The organism is Novosphingobium kalidii, assembly GCF_040534015.1.
In the GTDB taxonomy this organism is placed as follows: Bacteria; Pseudomonadota; Alphaproteobacteria; order Sphingomonadales; family Sphingomonadaceae; genus Novosphingobium; species Novosphingobium kalidii.
Window position 1 is genome coordinate 375,109 of sequence record NZ_JBEWLY010000013.1, and the last position, 21,276, is coordinate 396,384.

Annotated in this window: 14 protein-coding genes; 2 read left to right on the forward strand and 12 right to left on the reverse strand. The window is 59.5% G+C overall.

Going from position 1 to position 21,276, the window contains the following annotated elements; genetic code table 11:
- Positions 1-22: 22 nt before the first annotated feature.
- Positions 23-412 carry a DUF1761 domain-containing protein gene (locus tag ABVV53_RS08580; protein ID WP_353983967.1) on the forward strand — a complete coding sequence of 130 codons (390 nt, stop codon included), beginning with the start codon at positions 23-25 and terminating at the stop codon, positions 410-412.
- On the opposite strand, the gene ABVV53_RS08585 is transcribed toward ABVV53_RS08580, so the two are convergent.
- The 8 genes from ABVV53_RS08585 to ABVV53_RS08620 all read right to left on the reverse strand — a co-directional run bounded on the left by ABVV53_RS08585 (position 404) and on the right by ABVV53_RS08620 (position 8,631).
- Positions 404-1,453: a potassium channel family protein gene (locus ABVV53_RS08585; RefSeq protein WP_353983968.1), complete on the reverse strand. Its 1,050-nt coding sequence runs from the start codon at positions 1,451-1,453 to the stop codon at positions 404-406. The genes ABVV53_RS08580 and ABVV53_RS08585 overlap by 9 nt on opposite strands.
- Positions 1,450-2,112, reverse strand: coding sequence for a LysM peptidoglycan-binding domain-containing protein (locus ABVV53_RS08590; RefSeq protein ID WP_353983969.1), 663 nt, complete (start codon positions 2,110-2,112; stop codon positions 1,450-1,452). Before ABVV53_RS08590 ends, ABVV53_RS08585 begins: the two co-directional genes overlap by 4 nt.
- Positions 2,109-2,873, reverse strand: a complete 765-nt coding sequence (gene surE / locus ABVV53_RS08595) for a 5'/3'-nucleotidase SurE (RefSeq protein WP_353983970.1) — start codon at positions 2,871-2,873, stop codon at positions 2,109-2,111. The genes ABVV53_RS08590 and surE overlap by 4 nt, the downstream gene beginning before the upstream one ends.
- Positions 2,874-2,876: 3 nt before the next feature.
- On the reverse strand, positions 2,877-4,163 hold the full coding sequence (gene serS, locus ABVV53_RS08600) for a serine--tRNA ligase (protein WP_353983971.1): 1,287 nt from the start codon (positions 4,161-4,163) through the stop codon (positions 2,877-2,879).
- 363 nt (positions 4,164-4,526) lie between these two features.
- Entirely contained in the window at positions 4,527-5,000 is a 474-nt protein-coding gene (locus ABVV53_RS08605) for an EF-hand domain-containing protein (protein WP_353983972.1), read from the reverse strand.
- A gap of 37 nt (positions 5,001-5,037) precedes the next feature.
- On the reverse strand, positions 5,038-5,832 hold the full coding sequence (locus tag ABVV53_RS08610) for a DUF4198 domain-containing protein (RefSeq protein ID WP_353983973.1): 795 nt from the start codon (positions 5,830-5,832) through the stop codon (positions 5,038-5,040).
- A 53-nt stretch (positions 5,833-5,885) separates the two neighbouring features.
- Positions 5,886-6,560 carry a cell envelope integrity TolA family protein gene (locus ABVV53_RS08615; RefSeq protein ID WP_353983974.1) on the reverse strand — a complete coding sequence of 225 codons (675 nt, stop codon included), beginning with the start codon at positions 6,558-6,560 and terminating at the stop codon, positions 5,886-5,888.
- Positions 6,561-6,660: 100 nt separating this feature from the next.
- Entirely contained in the window at positions 6,661-8,631 is a 1,971-nt protein-coding gene (locus tag ABVV53_RS08620) for a TonB-dependent receptor plug domain-containing protein (RefSeq protein WP_353984217.1), read from the reverse strand.
- Between the two features lie 587 nt (positions 8,632-9,218).
- Here ABVV53_RS08620 and ABVV53_RS08625 point away from each other — a divergent pair.
- Positions 9,219-10,388, forward strand: coding sequence for a tyrosine-type recombinase/integrase (locus tag ABVV53_RS08625; RefSeq protein WP_353983975.1), 1,170 nt, complete (start codon positions 9,219-9,221; stop codon positions 10,386-10,388).
- 283 nt (positions 10,389-10,671) lie between these two features.
- Here the strand turns inward: ABVV53_RS08625 and ABVV53_RS08630 are convergent, their stop codons facing one another.
- The 4 genes from ABVV53_RS08630 to ABVV53_RS08645 are packed head-to-tail and all read right to left on the reverse strand — an operon-like array spanning position 10,672 to position 20,509.
- Entirely contained in the window at positions 10,672-14,001 is a 3,330-nt protein-coding gene (locus ABVV53_RS08630) for a DEAD/DEAH box helicase family protein (RefSeq protein WP_353983976.1), read from the reverse strand.
- The gene (locus tag ABVV53_RS08635; protein WP_353983977.1) at positions 14,001-14,462 is read right to left on the reverse strand and encodes a hypothetical protein; all 462 of its coding nucleotides are present in this window, start codon (positions 14,460-14,462) and stop codon (positions 14,001-14,003) included. Before ABVV53_RS08635 ends, ABVV53_RS08630 begins: the two co-directional genes overlap by 1 nt.
- A 1-nt stretch (position 14,463) precedes the next feature.
- The gene (locus ABVV53_RS08640) at positions 14,464-17,589 is read right to left on the reverse strand and encodes a DNA methyltransferase (RefSeq protein WP_353983978.1); all 3,126 of its coding nucleotides are present in this window, start codon (positions 17,587-17,589) and stop codon (positions 14,464-14,466) included.
- A gap of 43 nt (positions 17,590-17,632) precedes the next feature.
- Positions 17,633-20,509: an SNF2-related protein gene (locus tag ABVV53_RS08645; RefSeq protein ID WP_353983979.1), complete on the reverse strand. Its 2,877-nt coding sequence runs from the start codon at positions 20,507-20,509 to the stop codon at positions 17,633-17,635.
- Between the last annotated feature and the right edge of the window lie 767 nt (positions 20,510-21,276).

Sequence of the window (21,276 nt, forward strand, 5' to 3'; positions counted from 1 at the left end):
GAACATAAAGGGGAGAAATGCGATGGGTCCGGTCAACTGGGTCGCGGTGATACTGGCCGCTGCGTTGGCGGTGGCAGTGGGGCTGGTCTGGAATGGGCCGATATTCCGAACGGGAAGGCCATTGCTGGGCGGGCCCGGGAGGGCGGGCAAAACCTGGTTGCCGGGCCTGATCTTCCTGCTGGCCGCGGTAATGCTTGGACACAACTTCGCGCGCATCGGCACGGAAACGCTGGAGGCCAAGCCCTGGCTCTATTTCATGCAGACCGGCGGTACGGCGCTGTTTTTCGTGCTGCCCGCCGTCTGGCTGACTCATGCGCGCAGCGGCAACGAACCCAAGCATCGCTTTCTGGACTGTGGGTTTTGGCTGGTCGCCTACTTGTGCATGGGCCTCGTGTTCTGGGCGCTAGGCTGAGGTCGTGTTTTCGTCTCCGCAGGTAGGAGCGATCTCTACGACGAGATCGCCGGCCTCCAGACGGTCGGCGGCGCTTTCCCAGAAACCTATGGCGCGCCCCCGACGGTAGATGCGCAAGCCACGCCCGCCGCTCTCCAGTTGGCTCAGGGGTTTGCCCACTTCGGCGGGTGTGACGAGGCGCTCGACCAATTGGACTCGCCCGCTCACTGACGCCAGATCGGCCAGATAATCGGAGATGTGTTTGCCCCTGGCCGATCCGGCCAGCAGCAGCCCGGTGAAGCGCACCGGATTGATCACGTTGTCCGCCCCTGCCTGCCGCGCGAGCAGTTCGTTGTCGTCGGCTCGCACCACGGCTGTGATTGGCACGTGTGGGGCGAGGTGCCGGGCCGTCAAGACAATCAGGATCGAGGTGTCGTCGCGGCCGGCGGAGACCAGTACCGCTTTGGCTTTGTCGATCTTCACCGCGGCGAGAGTCTCGTCCCTGGTGGCATCGCCTTCCAGCACGTTGCAGCCAACGCCCTCCGCGTGCTCCAGACGGGCCGCGCTTGGGTCCACGACGACGACACAGGACGGGTCAGTACCGCGCGCCAGGAGCTCTCCTACGGCTTCGGAGCCGCTGATGCCGTAACCGAGCACGACGATATGGTCTGAAAGCCGCTCCTGAATGCGTTTCATGTGCCACGTCTCCCAGCTTCGTCTGATGATGAAGTTGTAGGCGGTGCCCACAAATATGAAGATGACCGCGAAACGAATGGGGGTGACGATCACCGCCTCCACGAGCCGCGAGCGATCCGTAACGGGTGCTATGTCGCCAAAGCCAGTGGTCGTGATCGAGATCATCGTGAAGTAGATGACATCGAGGAAGCTCACCTCGCCGTCGAGCGAATCTTGCAGCCCCTCGCGATCGAACCAGTGAATGAAAACGACCACGAAAACGAGCGTCAGCGCTGCGCCTAATCGTAGGCCTAGATCCGCCCAGACCGGCACCGGTACGGCCCGGCGCAGCGGTTTGAACCGGCGCGGGGAGCGTTGGCGGCTCACGGAGGCGTGGGACGCGCAGGTTTGCTGTCGTTCGCTGCTCTGTTTTGTCCGGTCTCGTCTGCCGCGGCAGCATTGAGCAGCGTCGGGATTAGCAGCTCCTTACCCGGCACAAGCGCAGCGGCGGGGTCGATGCCATTGGCCACCGCGATCTGGTTCCACGGCACGTCGTATTGTGCCGCGATGTCGAGGCCCGTGTCGCCGTTTCGGACGGTATAGCGGCGGGTGCGGGGGATGTGCAGTTTCTGTCCGGTCAGGACCGCATAGGGCGGTGTGAGGCCGTTGGCTTCCGCGATTAGGATGCGCGGCACTTTTGCGCGGTTGGCGATACCGCCCAGGGTTTCACCCTCGGTGACGACGTGGATGCTTTCGCGTTCCGGCGATGAAGCCTGGGCCTTGCTCGCCGCAGGTGCAGTCTTGCGCGGGATCTTCAGCTTCTGCCCGGTCCGCACCGGGAACGGCGGCTTCAATCCGTTAGCTTCGGCTATGGCCTTGCTCGCAACGCCTGCGCGGTTGGCGATGCCGTTCAGTGTCTCGCCTTCGCGGACGGTGTATTCGGTTTCGGTGCGCGCAGATGTCTCAGCGGAACGGGCGCGTGCGGGGCTGGCGTGGGCAAGGATGGGCAGCAGCGCTGCTGCAAGCAGGAGCGCACGCACTGTCATCCCGCGTACCGGCTCGCCAGCGATGCCAGCGAGGCATTGTGGGTGAGATCGAGATGCAGCGGTGTCACCGAGATGAAGCCCTCCGCGATCGCTTCAAGGTCCGTTTCGTGCCCCGGCGTGTGTTCAATGCCGTGCAGGCCAAACCAATAGTAGGGGAAGCCGCGCGGGTCCATGCCCTCAACCAGAGAGCCGCGCGCATAGTCGTGGAAGCCCTGCCTCACCACCCGGATGCCCTTCACGTTTGCCGCCTCGACGGCAGGGAAGTTCACATTGACGAGAGTGCGGTGTGCAAATGGCGCCTCCAGCAGTGGTGCGATGACCTTTGCGCCCCATTCCTCCGCGGCAGAGAAGGACACCGCATCGCCCACTCCCTCGCGAGTATAGACCTGGCTAAGCGCGATGGACCGCACACCGGCCAACGCGCCTTCCAGGGCGGCCGAAACCGTGCCCGAGTACGTCACGTCGTCGCCGAGGTTGGCACCCCGATTTACACCTGACAGAATGAGGTCCGGCGGGCCGGGCAGAACCTTCTTCAGGCCCATCGTCACGGCATCGGTGGGCGTACCCGTGACCGAGAAGCGGCGTGGCGCGTGCTCACGCAGGCGGACCGGGCGCGTGAGCGTGAGTGAGTGCCCGGCGCCCGACTGCTCTTCCGAAGGCGCGCAGATCCAGATGTCGTCGGAGAGCTGCCCGGCAATCTTCTCTAGGACGTAAAGTCCGGGGGCGTTGATGCCATCGTCATTGGTGAGCAGAATGCGCATGGTCTAGCCCTGGTTCATGGGTTGAAGCTTCTCGAGCCCGCGCATCCAGGGGCGCAGCACTTCCGGCACTATGACTGAGCCATCCTCCTCCTGGTAATTTTCCAGCACTGCCACCAGGGTGCGCCCGACAGCGAGACCTGAGCCGTTGAGCGTGTGGACGAACTCGGTGCGCTTCGAGCCCTCGGGCTTGTAGCGGGTGTTCATCCGCCGCGCTTGATAGTCGCCGCAATCGGAGATCGAGCTGATCTCGCGATAGGCGCCTTGTCCGGGCAGCCAGACTTCAAGGTCGAACGTCTTGCGCGCCGTGGCGCCCATATCGCCTGTGCAGAGCAGGACCTTTCGATAAGGCAGTGCCAGCGCCTGCAGGATCGACTCGGCCGCCGCGACCATGCGGTCGTGTTCGGCCTTGCTCTCCTCTGGCTTGCAGATCGTGACCAGTTCGACCTTTTCGAACTGGTGCTGGCGAATGAAGCCGCGCGTGTCTCGCCCCGCTGCGCCGGCTTCAGAGCGGAAGCAGGGGGTGAGCGCGGCCATCCGCACGGGCAGGGCGTCATTGCCCAGGATCTGCTCACGTACGGCATTGGTCAGCGAGACTTCGGCTGTGGGGATCAGCCAGCGCCCATCCGTGGTGCGGAAGAGGTCCTCAGCGAACTTGGGGAGTTGCCCGGTTCCGAACACGGCCTCATCCCGCACGAGCAGGGGCGGGGCGCACTCCATGTAGCCGTTTTCACCGCTCTGCTGGTCCAGCATGAACTGCGCCAAGGCCCGGTGCAGGCGCGCCATGTGCCCCTTGAGAAACGTGAAACGGGCACCCGAGATCTGCGCTCCGGTTTCGAAGTCCATGCCAAGAGCGGGCCCGAGATCGGCGTGCTCCTTCGGCGTAAACCTGAACTCACGTGGCGTACCCCACCGAGCGACCTCGACGTTGTCCGTCTCGTCCGCGCCCTCGGGCACTTCCGGCAGGGGCAGGTTCGGCAATCGGGCGAGCTCGCCGCGCAGGGCCTCGTCCAAGTCCCGCTCGTCACCTTCCAAAGCGGGCAGGTTTTCCTTGATGAGCGCGACTTCGGTCTTGAGTGCTTCAGCACTCTCCTTGTCGCCCTTCGCCATGGCCTGGCCAATGGCTTTCGACGCTTCGTTGCGCCGGTTCTGTGCGTCCTGCAACCGAGTCGCGACGTCGCGGCGCTGCTGGTCGAGCGCGAGCACCTGAGTGGAGACCCCTTCCACCCCCCGTCGGGCAAGAGCAGCGTCGAAAGCGGCGGGGTCATCGCGGACAAGGCGGATATCGTGCATGGGGCCGGGCTATGCCGTCTCGCACGCGGCGGCGCAAGGCAGCGCCTGCGAGGCGGCCGTTTCTCTACGTAACTCACCGTAAGGGATTTCCCTGACCCGGTGTCAACCGAGGGTGACGACAGAACGCCTGTCGCCATAAAAGAACCTATAGACGCAGACAGCGCACAGCCTCTCGGGTTCGCAATCGAAGTCACCACGGTACCTCTCAGCCGCCGCAGATCGTTTCCTGCACGCTGGCGACAATCCACGCGGTTGAGGGGCCGGTCACCAACAAACGCTAGAGAGGCCAAAACGGCCTCTACGTCGTTCCCATGTGTCAGCGATGCTGGCGGCAGGAATGGTTATGCCTGCCGCAGATCATCATCAATAATTTTCGGCGCCGTCATTTTGGTCGACCACGCCATCTTTGTTGCTGTCGAGACGTGAGAACATGCGTTTGCCCGAGTCATTAAATTCAGCGAGGGTCATGTTCTTGTTTTTGTCAGTGTCGAGCACGCCATAGCGAACGTGAGCCTGCTTCAACTGCATTTCACGTCGCTCCGCCAGATCCCGTTCCAGGCGCGTCTTGTATTCGGTGACATATTCCTCCTCATCCACCTTGCCGTCGCCGTTGAGGTCGAACGAGCCGTGTTGAGGGCCGCGAATGGCTATGAATTCCGCGCTGGACACCTTTCCGTCGCCATTGGTGTCATAGGCGCTCATAAACGCGTCCTTGCTGTGGCCGCGTGCGCTTGACCCGCTCGGGACCAAGCCGGTGCCGCCGGGCTCAGCCATGGCCGTTGAGGACATAGCGAAGGCAGAAAGGGCCAGCAGGCTGTGTGAAATTGCTCGCTTCATGAAAATATTCCCTTGCTCTATAGTCAGGATGATCGTTTCAGCGCTGCACTTCGAATGTCAGTGCGGTGGTGTAGCTGCGAAGGTCGGTGTCGGCCCCGGCGGGCGCATCGGCGCGGTGGCGGGTCATAAGCACATAGACTCCAGGCTGATCGAAGCTGAGTGAAAGGCCGCCTTCGGCCCCCGTGCGGATTTCCCGATGGAATTTGGGCTCCTCATATTCAGCCCCTGCCCGATCCAGATAGACGAGTTGGTCTTGCAACGGCTGCCCGTCAAACATCACCTTCAGTGCAAATTCGCCATCCAGATAGACATCGCTGGGGTGGGTGACCGGCTGCAACCTCAGACGCCCGATCTGCATGTCCACGGGCGCCCGAGTGGGTGCTTTCTTGGTGACGAAAACGTCGGATACCGTTTCGGTCTGGCTGGTCTGCACTGCCGTGGCATTGGCTGGAATCTTGTCGTGAATCGGGACCCATTTGCCGTCCACTTCTGCCATCTTGCCCACGCGGCCCCGCCGGACGCCGGTGGTAAAGCGATAAGTGCCTTCTTCTCGCAAGTCGCTTTCCAGCACAACGAGCTGCTTCAGCTTTGCCACGCTGGTGAATTCCGCGCGCGAACCGTCGGGCATGATGACGTGGAAGTCATCGGCATCGACCGCGATTTCGGGCACAAAGAATTTCTCGGCAAAGGAGCTTTGCACGGTGACCTGCTGTTCAACGTTGGCGTTAAACACATTGGGCAGCATATAGGCGGTGTGGGCTGCCGCGGGCGCCGTGGCCGCTGCGGTCAGCGCCAGTCCGAGAATGGCGCGATAGACGATTGATCCTGACATGGCATGTTTCCTTCGTGGCATCGCTTTTGGAGTGATCGGGATCGGACGGTCGATCAGCGACCGGTGAACTCGAGATTGAAGCTGCGGCTGTTGCCGCCGGGTGGATGGGGAAAGGGTGCGGCGCGGCGCACGATCTGCATCGCCTCACGGTCAAAGCGGGATGAGCCGGAACTTTGCGCGACGCCCACGTCTGCTACGGTTCCATCGGCCAGGACGATAAAGTGGATGAAGGTCGATCCTGGCCCGACCGTGTTCTGCCGACGAAATCTCAGCAGATGCTGCTTGATGCTCGCCCCATAGCTGTCGGATTCCTCGGCGGCGCTGACTTCCCTCGCCGGATTCGGGACCAGGTTGGCTGTTTGCAAAGCGAGCATGCTGTCGGTCAGTGATGACATGACGCCTAAGCGCATCGGTGCATCGGACGTGGTCTGGACATTTAGCCGAAAGGGCGCGGAAGTCGTATCCGCCATTTGTCGCGCGGGATGTGCGAGTTGTTCGGGCCTTACCTGCAGCACCGGTTCCTGCGCCCGGGTAACGGCAGGCTCCGCCGTCGGAGCGGGCGACTGCGCAGGTGCCGGTGGCTGCGTCGACCCGCTTTGCGACGGCGAGGCTGCACCGATGTCGAATGCGGTGACGGTGGCGCGCGTCTGGTGCGATGTATCGGTAATGGTCGCAAAAGCGGCGAAGGCGACGAAGATGCCAAGATTGAGCAAGATCGATGCCGCCATCGACAACCCACGCTGGGATGCCCGGCCGAGCGATGATGGATGGTACATGACTTCCCCCAAATCCCAGAAAATTCGCCGCTTCGTGTTTTTCGCGCAGTCCTTAGAAGAGGACCGAGACAGACCCCTTGAAGTTACGGCCGGGGGCGGGCCGGGTGGCCAGCGCGGGGTTGTAGAATGTATCGAAGATGTTCTCGGCGCTCGCGCGGAACACCAGCCCTTGGAGAAAGCCAACAGGAGGAGAGAACGAGGCGCGCAGGTTGTGGACGTTATAGCCCTCGTCGACAGTCCCGTTGGTATTGAGATCTTCGGCGAGGACACCCTCCCAGCGAATGTCGAAGGTCTGGCCGAAGCGCTTGCCGATGGACAGCTGGTAGGTGTTGGCCGGAAGATTGGTCCAGTCGTTGACGATCCCGGCCGTCGTCAGCCGCTGGCCGTCGACGATATTGCCGTTGAAATCGACATAGAAACCATCCGAGGTAGCGTAGGACGCCTCGATCTCGAGACCGTTAAGATAGACTTCGGACACGCCGGAATAGGACGTGTTGTCGGTCAGTTCGGTGTCGTAATAATTTATCTTGAAGGCGAGGCGGTCACTGGCGGATAGAAGTCCGACGCGTTCGAAGGCGGCGCCTGCTTCCCATGTGTCGCCCTGCTCGGGCTGCCGCATGTAAGTCGCATTGGTCAGATCATCGAGGATCGGTAGGCTTTCCGTGTGGGCCCAGCTGCCAAAGAAGGCCAGGCCGAAAGGCAGTTCGTAGCGCCCCGAAACGCCGCCCATCAGTGCATCGTTGGTATAGCTGACACGGGTTCCATCACTGAGCTGGCCCTTGACCGTCGAGGTTTCCCAGCGTGCGGCAGGTGTCACGGTTAAGCCGCGGAACAGACCAATTTCGTCGACAAGGAAGGCGGCCAGGCGATTGTCGGTTCCGCCCGGCGCGCTATCGGCGGTCAGGCGGTCCCTGCTGATATATTCCGTGCCGATCCGAAGATTATGGCGCACCGACCCGGTGTTGAAGGAGGCGCCGTTCTTTAAGGTTATCTTGCTGGTTTCATAGCTGTGATCCGCATTGACGACATCGAACCCGCCCGGCGGCGCAAAGGGCGAACTGCCTTCGATATATTCCTGCTCGATATCTTGGTCAGCGAATGAATAGACAAGGCTGAAATTGATCGCATCATTTTCGATCGGATCGTAGTGATAGCCAAGGATGATGGTGCGGGACTGGGTGTCGCGGTCGACATTTCCGAACGATCCGCCGGTCGTGCCGAAGCTGTCGTATGGCCGGTCGCGCTCACTCGTCTCGGTCTGGCTGAACGAGGCCTCGATGGTATGGTCATTGTCGGCGCCGAAATGGACAGCGCCTTTCAACAGGTAGCTCGGTAGTTCGAAGGCGCTGTTCGGGATTTCGTCGCCGTGGCCGTCCTGTTGCGTCCCGCCTTTACGCCAAGTGTAGTTCGCTAGAAACTCGATATGTTCGTTCGGCATGGCGGCCACAGTGATGGAAGTGGCAAAGCCATTCCCATTGGTATAGCCGCTGAGATTCTCGTTGAGCGTAATGCCGGTCTTCCCGCGAAGGAGATCGGATGCGTCGCTTGTCTCGAGCCGCACCACGCCGCCAATGACGCCCGATCCATATTCCAAACTGCCGACGGTGCCGCGAATGACTTCGGCTTGGCGATAAAGCAGCGGGTCGGTGAACAGCTGGGTTCCGATGCGATAGAGTTCTTCCGAACCGCTGGTCGCTCCATCGATCAGCACCAGCACCTTCTGGTCTGTGCCATAAGTGCCGTTGGCGCCAAATCCGCGAATATTTATGCCCGACCCAATGGGCGTGGAGCCGTTGATCAGCGTTACGCCGGGAATGGAATCGATCAGTTCCGCGATAGTATTCGCATGACGATCCTCAATTTCCTTGCGGTTTATCTTGGAAACGGGGGTGGCGGTGTTCGTCTGGATGGCGCGTGTGCTTTCGCCAATATCAATCGTGCCCAGGTATTCGCCGTTGACGCTCCTGGCTCTATCCGACCGATCTTCGGTTTGCGCACGTGCGACACCCTGCCACGCAAGCATGGCGATCGCGCACGCCGAAGCGCGGAGTGCAGATTTTATCGGCTGACTGATACTCACCTATTCCCCCCAAAGGTCTGAGCAGTGAAGCTACATGCAAACGATTCGCATTAGCGATACGAATAAGGTAATGCGAAAGATTTGCAATAGCGTTTCGCGCAGGTCTCGGATCGTATCGGACCGGTTGCTCGGTGAGAATCAGGCTAGGAAGCTACAGCGAGTATCTCTCGGGGCTTGGATGAGTTTACCCGCGTGCGGGCGAATTTGGCGGGTGATCTGACGCCAACCAGATGCGCAGAACTACCTCGAAACCGAGCAGACGGCGAGATAGTTTACGAAGCAGTCGCCGGACTTGCTTCCCGCATCGAACGCCTTCCGACGGAACGTGGGCACCATAAAACCCCTATTCAGAGAGGTTTATGGTGGGCGCGACAGGGATTGAACCTGTGACCCCACCCGTGTGAAGGGTGGGAAAGTGCACTTCTGCGCACTTCAGCGGACGTACAAAGCCGACGAAACCGCCGCTATTGCTCGTAGGTGTTCGTCAGTGTATTTCATGGATGTTTCATGGAGAAGCTTCGTGGTGTAGGATGGCGGACCTCAGCAAGATCGGCGAGCGTGAGCGGCTGAAGCCTAAACCCGGAGATGAGCCTCACTGGCAGCGGCTGCGCGCCGGATGCTTCGTCGGCTATCGGCCTTCTAAGCGCGGCGGCAGGGGCACTTGGTTTGCTCGGGCTTATGATGTTGACGCCCTTAAGTATGCTCGCAAGGCGCTGGGGGATTATGGCGCACTGACTGGCAACGACGTATTCACCGCCGCCAAAAAGGATGCTGAGGCATGGGCTGATCAGGTCGAGGGTGGCGGAGTTCCAGCCGAAAAGGTTGAAACAGTTGCTGACGCATGCAGAGCGTACCTCAAGCAAAAGCCTGGCAAAATAGCGGAAGGAGTATTTCGGCGGCACGTGTATGCAGACCCACTCGCTAGGGTGCGACTGGACAAGCTGCGCCGCCGTCATCTGCGAGAGTGGCGGAAACGTCTTGAGGAAACGCCGGCTTTGATCAGCCGGAGCAAATCGGGGGAGAAGCGCACGAAGCTTCGATCCGGTTCAACCGTCAACCGCGATATGGTACCTTTGCGAGCTGCGCTCGGCCGGGTCCTTTCACCGGGAGCCCCCAATACGGATGGTGCATGGCAGGAGGCCCTCAAGCCTCTGAAAGGCGCCGATAAGCGGCGTGACGTGTATCTTGACCGTGAAGAGCGCAAACGGCTGTTGCAAAATACAGAGCCAGAAGCCGAGCCGTTTGTGCGCGCACTGTGTCTACTGCCGCTTCGCCCAGGAGCGCTGGCAAACCTGTCCGCCGGAGACTTTGACCAGCGCACCCGGACGCTAACCATCGGTAAGGACAAGAATGGGCGCCCACGCCAGGTGGCATTGCCGCAAAATCTCGCCCGCTTCCTGGCAGAGCAAATAGATGGCAAGGCGCTTTCATCGCCAATGTTCACACGGGATCACGAGCGGGCATGGAACAAGGACGCTTGGAAGCATCCAATCAAAAAGGCTGTGGAGGCAGCAAAGCTGCCCGTCCAGGTGACTGCGTACACCTTACGCCATTGCGTCATAACTGACCTCATTCGTGCTGGGCTGCCAGCTCTGACGGTGGCGCAGCTTGCCGGGACCAGTGTGGCCATGATCGAACGGCACTATGGACACTTGGTGCGAGACGACGCCGAAGAAGCGCTGGCGGGACTAGCGCTGTAGTAGGATCTGGGGATTTGGAGGCGAGTGACGAAGGAACTGCCGCGGCGGTAATCGCATCCTCCTCAGAAGACCCAGAGTGCATGCCACCTCAGCAAACACCTGAGCTGGTGGCTGCATTAGATGCAGTCCCAACGCGTCGAGTGAGCATTGGCGCACAAGGCTTTGCGTGCCATTCGCGGTGAGCACTGGGCGAGCGGCTTCAAATGGCGCAATGGTGCTTGCCAAATCTGCGCCCCCGTTGACGTAGACGCCCGCGCGTCAGCAACTCCACCATTCACGTAAATCATGCTGTGATTCGCTCGATGAGCTTTTGAAGGTATACATCCTTGCCGTCTTCCATGAAGAGCACGTTGCGCTCTTCCAATTCGCTCTTTGTTCCCGAATTTCCGATATTTAGCAGGTCAGAAAAGGGCGTGTACGATAAGATAAACGCGCTCAACGTTAGTGCAGGGTCGCCCAAATCTTTCTCGCGCTCCTTTACTTCTGAATAGAGTGAGAGCTTCGGGTCACTCAGGTCTAGGTTGCGAATGCCTTTGGGGTCCACAAAGCTCAGCCACTGCCGATCAGTTTCGTCGTCCACCAGCCAAAGCAGAAAGTCTGGGTAGAAGTTGCCTGCCCGGGCGAATCCCAGGCCCTTCGCTTTGGTGTCTGCATTTCGCAGCAGATACAGGCTTCGCCCAGCGAGCTGGGCCCGGGCGGCGGGGGAATTGTAGAATTCTTGGAGGTCTCGAACGAACTTGACTTCGCTCGGCGAGTCGAAGGCGAGCGGGCGCATCTTCAGAGGCAGGTCGCCGGTTACGTCGGGCGCCATAAGCGGATAGTAGAGATGCCGAGCAAAGCTGATTGCAACCATGTGTGGCGCGTTCCACTGGCTCGCTTCGCCGATCTCGCCAGCGGCAACCAGATCTCGGAGAACTTTCAGCTTGGTCTCGTATTCACGGCCGTCGTCCGTGCCATCGATCTCGAACTGATAGAGCTTGAGCATCGAACCGTGATCATCGGTGATGTAGGCGACGTCGTAGAACTGTCCTTCATACCCCGACTTGAGTGCCTGGTAGAAGCGATCAGTATACTCGGTCAGTAGCTGAGCAAGAATGTCCTGCTGCTTGATAACGTCGGCGAAGCCATTGATTGCGAGCTCGGCCTGGGGAATGAACAGCGTGTACCAGGCGTCGGCTTCGGTGCAGAAGTCGATCAGCCGCTGTCGGTCCAGCCGCATATTGCTCCAGGCCTTCAGCAGCTTGTATTCTTGCAACGCGAGGAACACCGCGTCCCAATCGAACATGGCCATCGCTGCTCGATCGAGCTTGCCCTTGTGGCGTGCATCGGCGGTAACCTTGAGGGTGCTTTTATCTTTCGTGCTCAGCGCCTCTATCCTAGGGTAGAGGTCGAGCGTCGCGTGCGGCGTCTTGATCTTGCCGACGAAATCGGCGGGCACTTCATAGAGCCAAGGGAAGTGCGTGCGTTTGAAGCCTTTGATCTGGTTGTCCTTGTAGCCGTCCTTAAGCTTGAGCGTTTTGAGGTGCTTGCCGGCGGGCAGGTTGGGCTTCGTCGGGAAATCCAGTGCGATGATTTCGTCGCTGGGCGTGATGCCCTCTTCCTTCAGGTAATCCTTGAAGGCGGCCATGTAGTTGGCGCGGACTCCGAAGATGTTGAGCGTTTCCAGCCGTTCCAGATGAACGCCCTTGGGCCGTTCGTGGGGGAGGGAACGCTTGAGCGACATGCCCTTGCCCTTCAGGCGCACGCCGCGCCCGAACAACTGTATGATCTGGGAGCCTTCGCCTTGCCCCATATTTAGCAGGCCCATGGTTGAAACGCGCCAGCTCGACCAGCCTTCGGTGAACTTGCGCGACCCAATCAGGACGTTGAGCTTGCTGCCTTCGAGGTTGATCGTGCCGAACAGCCCGCCCCCGAAGTCATCGGTCTCCGTGTCGAATGCTTCGATATCCTCGGCAGTTTTGAAGAACCCGGCATCGTCACCAATGTTAATGACGCCGAAGTGCGGCGCGTTGCCGACCCGCAGGGCCAGCTCGCCCTTGCTGCCCTTGAGGTTGACCAGCTTAAGCCGCTGGCGCGCTTCCGCGTTGAACAGCCGGCGCAGGATGTCAGCGTAGATCGTCTCTGCATCGCGCTGCATGAGTGGGGCGAAGCGGCCTGCGAATACGTCGTTACTTTTAGGATCGAGCAGGCGCGCCCTGTCCGCGATCAGGTCCGCGATCCATCCGATGGCCTGCGCGTCGTCGTTAAGGAACGAGGCCAGGAACTTAAGCACGGCCAGGACGTCGCCGTCTTCACCGGACACAGTGTTGCCGACGAATACCCATAGGGGCTTCTCGATGTTGAACTCGGCAATGCGGTCGCGGTGCGTGTCCCACAGCCACAGCTGCTGGTAGAAGCTGAGCAGGCAGGCGGTGAAATAAAGCGCGCCGTGCTTGTCGTATCCGGCATCGTCCAGGTTTAGGATTAGCGACTCCTTGCCGTAGCCATCGGCGTAGAAGTACTTGTAGCTGTAATCGATCAGCACAGCCTTGGCGTAAGCTTCACGCACCCCTTCGATCCGGGCGCGGCGGTGTTCGGCAGATGTCAGCGCGATCTGGGCCTGTTGGCTCGCTTCCAGGCGCGCATAGGTCGTTTCGAACTGGCGCTTGGCCTTCGCCTTCAAGATGTCCTGCTCGGCCTTTTCGACGATCGCGCCCTTGGCGACGGACTGGCTGAAAGTGGCGCTGTATTCGAAAGCGAAGCCGCCGCGCACTAGCGCCGCGCGCCGGGCCATCCACACGCCGCCAGCCGTACCGGCACCGCGATGCCCTTCGTCTACCAAGACAAGATTGTTGCCCTCGAACGCGCCGGTGGCGACGGTCTTGTCGCCCATTTCTTCGGCTAGCTTGGTCACTTCGATCACGTCGATCCAGCCCTTGTAGAGGCTGTCGGACTGGTTCTTGTCGAACGGGTGGGCATTGATGCCCGACAGGCGGAATTCCTCCAGATGCTGGCGGGACAGGCCTTCGTTCGGGGTCAGCAGGATGATCCGGTCGGGCCAGACGTTAGACCTGCCGTCCTGGAAATAGTGCAGGTACTGGTGGATGTTGACGTGGAGCAGCAGCGTCTTGCCGCTGCCGGTCGCGTTCCAGAAGGCCAGCTTGTTGAGATCGTCCGCCGTGTAGTCGCGGAAATTCTCGGCGCCCGGTTCCAGCCGATATGCCGCCAGCTGTTCGTTCAGGCCATCGAGCAGCTGCTGGGGCCGATTGAAATACCAGTCGAGGTAGATTTCCGAGAACAGCAGTGACAGGTACTGGAAGTACTTGAGCGTCAGGATGACGCCATCGGCAGCGTTCCGACGGTGGGTGATGGCCTGCCAGTGACGAACGATGTTCAGGTCATAGCGGCGCAGCTCGGCTTCGCTGATCCGGTCCATGTCGAACAGGTTGCGAGTCAGCTCGTGGAAGAAACGGGTCTGGCCGTCGTCGTCGATGCCTTCGTGCCGGCCTTCGCCGAGCCGTTCCTTAAGTGCGGAAAGCGATCCGCCCTTGAAATGGCTTAGCATCCAGCGGTTGAGCACCAGCTCCTGATGGAACGTGCGCCGGGCACGCGCGGCGCGGGGAGCGCGAGTCATCAGAAACCACACGCCTTATCGATAATCGGCAGTGCCTTCCTCGAAACGAAAGAGAAGCTCTGTGGCGCGAAGTATTCGAGCATCTTGATCAGCTCGGACATCGTTGCGACCTTCGGAGCAATTTCAACACTCTCGAATTTAAGGAGGCCAATTGTGGGAGAATCGCCTACATAGGACAGGATGTCGCTCTTAGTCATTTCAAGATATTGGTGGTGCTCCGCGGCAAAATTGGCAGAAACCCTCTCAATGGTGCCGACTCTGCCCCGAGCGATTATCGCACTCACAGGGGCATTCACGTGGAAATAGACGAATTCGGGCTTCGTCACCAATGGCACACGCTTTCTGATAACCCAAGTTGTCGCGCCACGCTTGATCGGATCAGCCCATTTCGCTCCGAACGACAAAATAACGGCATTAGATCTGTCGTCGGCATTGGCCGGTCGAACCGGGATCTGGTCCATATCAGGCCCCCTCTGCATTAGAGAACATGGCCTCCAGAAAAGCCGGCTCAATCTGGCGTAGCTTCAAGACCTTAGTGACCTCCCCTTCAGCCTCGCTGGTGGTCAGCGCCGATGGGATGTTGTGGTCCCCGTTGATATAGACAATCTCGTATTCACTGTCCGCCGGGTTTACCGCCAGCTTGTCGCACAAGCGGGTCAGGCCTTCGTAATCGAGCACTTCGCAATCGCGCCACAGGATCAGCGTTTTCTCGCCAGTCGGCAATGTTCCCTCGACCGTCACGAAGCCCGGCTTGTGCTGGATGTCGATGTGCCGAACGGTGAGGCCGATCAGATAGTTGAAGGTCTCGACCAAATCGACCTTGCGCGGTTCGTAGGCGCCCGCGCTGTCCACAGTGATGTTTAGCGTATAGTCGAACGGCTTGCGGAAGTCCTCCACTGACAGCAGTGACTCGCGCGCTTCCACATTGAGCATATAGTGCATCAGATAGTTCATGCGCGCCTGGTCGGTTATGCCGTCAAGCAGAGCGCCCTGCCGTTCGTTGCGCTGCAGATTCAGGTTATTGAGCGTGTCTTCGTAGCTTTCGATTCTGAGGACCTTGAAGGCGTGGCTGATGCCGGTGCCTGCACTCTGAGCACGTCCCGATGCCCAGTCCGCAGAGAAGACGGCCTTCTGCATCCGAGGCTTTAAGGCCGTCGAAAAATAAGCACCCTGTTCGATGAGTATGTACTTTCGACTGCCTCCATCCAGCCGATTAGCAGAAATCACTGCATGCCCTGTCGTTCCGGAACCTGCGAAGAAGTCCAGACAAAGAGCCTGCTTGTTAACGGCACCCGCAGCGCGGAGTGCATCTCGAACGAATGCGACGGTTTTGGGGTAGTCAAACCCACTGCCAGGGACAATCGCATCCATTTCAGGAGCTCCGAAATTGGCCGATGCGTATTCTCCCTTATCCCACCAGGTAGTGGGTGCCGCATCCGCATCTAATCGGGTTTTGAAGTCGATATTCAGCGTTCCTGAATTATCTATTCTTGAGCGATATTCAGAATATTCCGACCGAACCCTTTCGATGCCTCTTTGCCACCGCTTCTCTATGGTATTTCCATTGTCGTTTTTAATTGGATGGACGACCTTAACTTCTGGGGGTATTGGCTCCAGAATATCGTAGGCCTGAGCGCTTTCATTCCACTCCATCGCAGGAACGTGGATTCGGCCATCTTCATAGACCCAGATTGGGTAGTGGAGTTTGGGGCGATCTGTCCGAAGTTCTGCATTTCCTGCTCGAATAAAATTCATCCAGGCGTAACGCCCGCGATCATCTGTGAGTGGATACCTTTGTGCCTTCTTTTCGTCATATCCAATGGCAGAAGGAAATGCGGTGTCAGATCGCCCAAAGAACATGCAATACTCGTGAACGGGCGAGAATTTACCGCTAGCCTTCCTGCTCTGTGGATTTGATTTCACAACCGCAATTCCAATTTGCTTTGTGAAATGATCATGCAAAATGCTTCGGAAATGTGACACTTCGGTGTCATCAATAGATCCACAAATTATCGCAGTTGGATGACTGACTATCACGGCGGCCTGCACGCTTTGGTCAATCAGGCAATTCCAGGAAGAGTATTTATATCCGTTCTTATAAATAATCGCAGAGGCGTCAGTGTTGTATGGCGGGTCGATGTAGACAGACTGAACTCGGTCGCGGTACCGTTCGCCAATCAGCGTCAATGCTTGGAAATTGTCACCATTGATCAGCAAGCCATCGGTGCTGGCATCCAAATCGGGTAGGGCCTTGAGCAGGTCGGCGCGGAAAGAGGCATCGAACAGGGCCGTATCCACCATAAGATAGAGTGAGGCTTTCAGATCATCGACTCCGCCCGGCGCGGCACTCTCCCGCATCCCCAGATCGTGCCACTGTTCCCACTGTGCCGGATTGGCGGCAATCGCCGGGTAAAGCGCCTCCGGCACCCGGTCGAGCGTGACGCAATAATGCGCCGACACGACGAACTTCTTCTTAAGCCAGAGCTTCTTCTGGAAGTCCTCTATCTGAGCGAGGAAGGCGATTAGGTGCAGCGCGATGGTGCGCAGGCACTGGATCATGCGCAGGTTCTTCTCGATCGCGCCGAACGCTGCGGCGTTCTGGACGTCGTCAAGGTTCATGATCTCGTTCTTGATGTAGAAGTCCAGCTCCCGTCGCAGGAACCCGCCTAGGTTCTTGTGAATGAAATAGTCGGCGGTGTTCTTCTGGGTGTAGTTGGTGAGACACTTTTCCATTATGGTGCGCTGCGGGTTGCTGTCCGTCGGCGCACGCTCGGTCAGGCCCAGCCACTTTGCCTTGACTGTCTCGTCCCCCAGCACGGCAGCAACCGCCTGGCTGACCAGCGCATCCTGTTTCGTGCCCTTCGGCATTGCCTTGTAATCGAAGCGGATCACCAGCCTGCCGTCTTCCTCGCTGACGGGGACGATGGTTTCGTCGTATTCCTCGCCATCCTCGTCAATCCGGGTGACGGTGCGGGATTCGGCCAGGACGAACCGGCGCTCCTTGTCATTGTCCTTGCGGTTGTCCTTCGCGGTGTCGGCCGCGACCAGCCGGAATTGCACAGACCGCCCGTCTTGCAGCTTGAAGCCGTAATTGCTGAATGCCTCGCCAGACTTGGTGTAGTACTGGTCCTTGTTGGCCCAGTGCAGCACGACCTCTTCCCCGGAATAGGGGATGGCATAAGTATCGCCCTTGTACCGGCGCTGGCTGATGAAATCGCCCTTGTCGTAGTAGCGCGAGAAGAAGGTCAGCAGATGGGAAAAGACCTGATTCTCATGCTCTGATGCACCGGTAGTGGCGGCAGCGATGGCCTCACGGAGCTTCTGAACGGCAGGCACGGTGTCCGGATTGACGCCGTCGGCCTGATACTGAGCGATCTTCTCGGTCAGCTCCTTCGCCAGCGCGTCGGTGTTGGCTGCGGCGCTTGCGGTAAACGCCTCGGCCACCTGCTCCTTGAGCCGGGTGGTCAGATAGCCATCGATCTCGCCGGCGCGCGCGTTGAGGATGCGATAGACGCCGAAATCCAGCTCGGGCCGGTCAATCTGGAAAATCTCACGAAGCTTGGTGACCAGCGCGTCGAAGCTACTCATTTGTGTGAATTTCCCTCGGTACTCATGCTGTGGCGCTGGGCCTCTACACGACGGACCAGCGGATCGTGAACAAGGATTCGCTCGATTGCCCGCGCTGCAGGCGCTTCTGCAGTCCGGCGATCAGTTCATCACGCTTGTCAGCAATCTCGTCTTCCTGCGTGAAGATGTCCTGCCGCTGCTTGCGTTGGCGCCGCTCCAGCTCCTGAATGCGAGTCTGGAAGCCGTGTTCTTCCTCCAGCGTGGCGGCCTGGCGGGCTTCGCGTCGGAGCGTTTTGATCTGCTCCTTTGTATCCTTCAGCGCCTTTTCGGCGGCAAAGATCTTGTCCTCTGCCCATTGTTCCAGCCGTTCACGTGCGATGGCGAAGTGTCGGTTGTTGGCTTCCAGCGAGCGATTAAGCGTGGCGCGGATGTGCTGGTCGGCTTCGGCGTCGAGCCGGGTGGCCATACCCGCGGGAAGATCAACGGTATCGAGGACAGTGGCTGCAACCCCGAACAGCTTGGTGCAGGCTTCTTGGTCAATCGATCGCCCGGCATCATCGATTGCCGAGAACAGGAGGTATTCCTCAGTCTCGAAGGCGGCTACGCTCAATCGCCTAAGGGTCAGCCAGCCGCAGCGCCCCTTCAGTGCCTCGACGATCGCAACCCGTCCGGGGTGCGCTGAAATGTCAAACTGCAATTCAGCGACGGGCGTCTCGCTTGCTTTGGCCTGCTCAATGACGCGCTCACCCAGCGGGTGTGACAGGCGATAGAGGAAATAGCCATGGTCCCCAGCCGGCCGCTGCCCGGCGGCATTGCGGGAAATCAGGTGGTAGCGTCCCTTGTGGATTGCCGGGGTGGGTGGTTCGATCAGGTCGAACGTCAGTGCCTCTCCATCGAATCGGGCGCGGTCCTGCAGTACGAGGCGGGTTAGATCCCAAAATGTGCGCCCCACTCGGTCAAGCTGCTGGCGAGCGTTTTCCAGCCGCAGCCGCAGCCGCGCGTGAACATCCTCGTCGAAATGCTCCAGTAGGGCTTTGCGCGTGTCGTCCATGCGCGACTTGATCTGCTCGTCTAGTTCGGCCTGAAGGGCATCGAAGGCAGCGATAATCTCGGCAGGCGTTCGGCAATCCTGATAGATGGCCAGTATCCGCTTCTCGAAATCCACCCCAGACTCGATCGAGCCAAGCACGTCATCCGAGGCGCCGAACACCCCGTTGAACAGATTGAACTTTTCAGTCAGCAGTGCGTGAACGCGCCGATCAGCGTCGTTGCGCTCGTTCAGGAAGTTGATGACGATTACGTCGTGGGTCTGCCCATATCGGTGGCATCGCCCGATGCGCTGTTCAATGCGCTGGGGGTTCCAAGGCAGGTCATAGTTGATGACCTGGGAACAGAACTGCAGGTTGACTCCCTCGGCTGCTGCCTCGGTGGCGATCATGATCGAAGCATTGTCGCGGAATTCGTCGATCAACGCGCTGCGCAAATCAATCGCCCGCGAACCTGTAGCCCGGCCGCTGCTGGCGTTCTCCTCCACCCACTGCTCGTAGATTTCGGCAGTGCGTGGCCCGGAGTTCGTGCCGCTGAAAGTAACGATCTGCCCCGCATAACCATTGGAGTCGAGGAAGGCGTACAGGTAGTCTTGAGTTCGACGGGACTCTGTGAATATCAGCGCCTTCCGACCAGCGCCCATCCGCGCTTGCTCGGCAAACCCGATGTCGAGCGCCGTCAGCAATGCCTTGGACTTGGTGTCCGTGCCTATAGCGCGCGCCATTGCGGTGAGATCGGCAAGTTCGTCGATTTCCGAACGCAGCCGGGCAGGCTCAATGACCACCGGCAATGCACTAGTTTCGTCTTCGTTGGTCGCCCATTCGTCCAGCAAGTCCTCCTCGATTTCCTCGGCGGTGATGATCTCGTCGGTCCAATCGTTTTCCGACTCAGCCCCGTCGCGCAGATCGATCAGTCTTTGACGTAGCGTCGCGAGCGTGCCCGCAATGGCGTGAGAGGATGACGCGAGTAGCTTGCGGAGGATCAGGACGGTCAGATGGCGCTGTCGCGCCGGTATCGCATAGCTGTCCTCGCGCTGCAGAAATTTGGAGATCGCGTCATATAGAGCTTGCTCGGCGTCGGTGGGGCAGAACGGTTGCGTAACGGCGCGGCGCTGAGTGTAGCGGACATACTCGAGAACCTGCTTGCGCAAGGTGCGCTTGCAGAAGGTCGCCAGCCGCTGGCGCAGTCCCGAAATGTCGCCGCTAACGTTCACGTATTTGGCGCGGAAGGCGTTCGGGTCGCCGAAGATGTTTTCGTCGATGAACGACGTTAATCCGTAGAGCTCCATCAAGCTGTTCTGCAGCGGGGTGGCTGTGAGCAGCAGCTTCTTGCGTCCTTCGGTTCCCCAGCGCAGCGCTTGGCCAATGCGATTGCTGGGACGGTAAGCATTGCGAAGTTTGTGGGCCTCGTCGATGACCACGAGATCCCAGGCAATATGCCGCAGCTCGTCCTGCAGCTTGGCCGCGTAGTGATACGACAGGATTACCACGGCCTTCTGCTCAAGGGGCAAGGCATGGCCATCGCGCCGTAGATTGCGATGGCTCTTCGCGTCTATGACGGTCGCGGGAAGGTTGAACTTTTCGGAGAGCTCGTTGGCCCACTGCTGACGGATCGAAGCGGGGCAGATAATAATCAGTCGTCGCTTGCGTTCCGCCCACTTCTGACAAAGCACGATACCCGCTTCAATGGTTTTGCCCAACCCCACCTCGTCAGCAAGGATGGCCCCTTCGGATAGAGGCGATTGAAGCGCGAACATCGCCGCTTCGATCTGATGCGGGTTCAGATCGACCGACGCGTCAAAAAGCGACATCGACAACTGATCTGCAGCGCCCGGCGGAGCCTGCTTGGTAAGGTCGTACGCCAGATACTTGGCATGATAGGCCGTCAGATTCATGCGGCCTCTATCGGACTCGAATTCAATGTGTGACGCTCCGCTTGGCGATCCCGAGCCGACCAACGACGCCAAGCATCCCCAGCCGCCTGATAGGACGTTAGCGGACCCACAGCGGTGGTCGCTAGGTCAATTTTCTGTGTGCCTTCGCAGCCCATCAGCTGTGAGGCCGAGAGCTAGGCGTCAGGCGCTTCGCAAATGATCAAAATCGGACGGCACTGAACGGCAGATAACCTCGAAGTGGCGTCACAAACAGCTAATCCGAACCATCGGCCGAGGGTAAATCCTCGTCAGAACACCTGCCCGTCGACGAACCGTGAAACGCTAGCAGCGGATGCGACTCAGCCTGCGTGCAGTAGCGGCGGAATTCGCAGCTGAACGGACGTTCGCAGTGGCTGCCGGTGCTTCGCACGATCTCGGCCCCTTCAACCGCTCGCATCGCCGCAACGGCGACCGCCGGTCGAGTGCTAAGGTGGCGCCCAAGTCGCTGGCTTACGTCGGCATCCACAAATCGCACGGAAGCGATGTCAGGTCTATTCCACGAGAAAGGAGGGGCGAGGTGTCGTATAACTGCCTGATCAATTTGGATGCCGCAACCGCGCATGACCCAGACTTGGGTGGCTATATCAGCAAGCTGATACGATTTGACGCGAAGTGAGGCTTTGACCTCTATCGCCCGCCATCCGCCAGCAGGGTGCGGTTCGAGGATGTCAACGCAAACGAGTACATCATCATGCATAAACGTTGCTTCGAAGATCGGACGTGCGGGT